The sequence below is a fragment of the Planktosalinus sp. genome (genome assembly GCF_059864935.1).
The window spans coordinates 1-1917 of record NZ_JCBCCK010000142.1 but is presented as its reverse complement, the minus strand read 5'-3'; the positions used below and the strand labels follow the sequence as shown (position 1 = coordinate 1917).

The 1917-nt window shown below is 36.5% G+C and carries 2 pseudogenes; one reads left to right on the top strand and one right to left on the bottom strand.

Going from position 1 to position 1917, the window contains the following annotated elements:
* Positions 1–1393, bottom strand: a pseudogene (locus tag AC6F75_RS05905) (AsmA family protein); the annotation flags it as partial.
* A gap of 342 nt (positions 1394–1735) precedes the next feature.
* Between AC6F75_RS05905 and AC6F75_RS05900 the strand changes: the two are divergent.
* Positions 1736–1917: pseudogene (locus tag AC6F75_RS05900) on the top strand (cell envelope biogenesis protein OmpA); the annotation flags it as partial.

The following is a 1917-nucleotide window of genomic DNA, read 5'->3' as shown; positions in this document are numbered from 1 at the left end:
CAAACCGAAGGACATCTTTTGTTTCAATATCAAATGCAGGGAGGTTGAGTTGAATTCCTGTGTTTTCAAATTGGTTGAACAATTGGTTGATTGAGATATAAGTGAGTGCGATGTTGCCTTGCAGGTAGTTTTCGTTGACATTAAACCCTAAATTGGAAAGACTTAAATCGTTTTCGTTTACAGATAGCTCAAAAGTGAATGCTTTTAAATCAATGCCGGAGTCTTCCTCAAAACTGAAGGCGTTTAACTGAAGTCCCGCCTCCTTTTCGCCAAGGGAAATATGTTCAGCCACTAGATTGAAATTATTCAGGTGAATTGCATCGGCGTTAAAACTGTCCCGTAGTGGCTGTGCATTGTTGACAGAATAATTTAGGTTGTTGTTCAACATTTCCAGTTTATTTACTTTGATGCCCCAGTCCGGCCATTTAAAGTCAATAGCTTTAATCTCTTTTTCAGTTATAGTTTCATCCATTTCTGCAATTTCCTCCGAAAGGATCTTAAAAGCAATGTCAGAATTTTTAAGCCCGAGATAAGTAACATCAACCCTGTTTTCAAGAAGATTGACAAGTGGGATGTTAGCTGCAAGTTCGCCCAGCGAAGCCACAGCAGTAATTCCATCCGGAACCGATTGGTATGAGGCATTAAAACTTTTTACGGAAATATGATCCACGATCAGATGTAAAACTGCCGGTTCCTCTCTTGGTTTAGATTCTGGGAATGGAAAATTTTGGAAGTAGTGTACATCAGCTTGTTCAATTTCAAGTTTTTTAATATGAAACATCATGGCTTGCAGGTCCATGGTTTTTATTTTTAAATCCAGACTTCCCAATATAAGCCTGGTGTCCATACCGGTAACATCATCGCGGTATTTCAGGTCAAAATCTTTGAAATGAATGTTTTCAACAAATAAATTCAACGGTTCCCTTTCTTCAGTTTCAAAAGTGACGTCCTCGTCTCCACCTGCAAAAGCATTGATAAGAAACTGGAAGTTAAACCCTTCAAGGGAGTCTTTACGTGAGACATTGGCTATTAATCCCTCCCACTCCACAAGGTTAATGCTTGTTCCTTTTCCTCTAATAATGGGCCATAACGACACGCCCAATTCCAGGCTTTTTGAATACAACAAAGTGTCTTTTTGTGTGTCTTCCAGAAAAAGTCCGTCGAGAAATAGATTGCCTTTAAAAGTGACAAAGAGCCTGTCAATTTCAACTTTGGTATTGGTTTTTGAAGATACAAAGGAAGTCACCCGGTCAACGATAATACTTTGTCCCCAAGGACTTCTGATAAAAAGTATGAGCAGGAAAAAAAATAACAACAAGGCAAGAAAGACTCTTAAAGTCCTTCTTAACCATCGGTATTTTTTATTGTTAGGTACTTTTTTTTCCTTTTTCAAAGCAGTCAACTATGATTCTCAAATTTATTGTAAAGATGGCAATTAAGGAAACTTACTGCTCCTAATTTTCCTATAAAATCACTTAAGAAACGTTAAGAATCAATTAATAATTAAAGATGTCACCGCAATGTTAAGGTTTATTCTGTACAAAACACAATGTTATTTGGTTGTATATGAATTTGTTAACACATAAAAGCATTTTTAGAGAGCATTAAAATCCTGTTAATTGTAGCCTAAAGTCCTGCCAAAAAAATAGTATAAAAAACTGTAGTGCGTTAAAATTGCAATTGCATCCTGATGATGCATTTAACAAATCAAATTTTTAACTTAAAACCATTCAAAATGAAAAAAGTATTTATTCTAACTATCCTCATGGGAGGTATGCTTACTTCCTGTGTGTCTAAAAAGAAGTATGTGGCACTTGAAGAACAGTTGTCAAACACCCAATCGACCCTTCAAAGAACAGCTGTTGAAAAAGAGGAGCTTGAAAAACGTTTTGCGATTATTGAGCAGCGAGTTGCAGA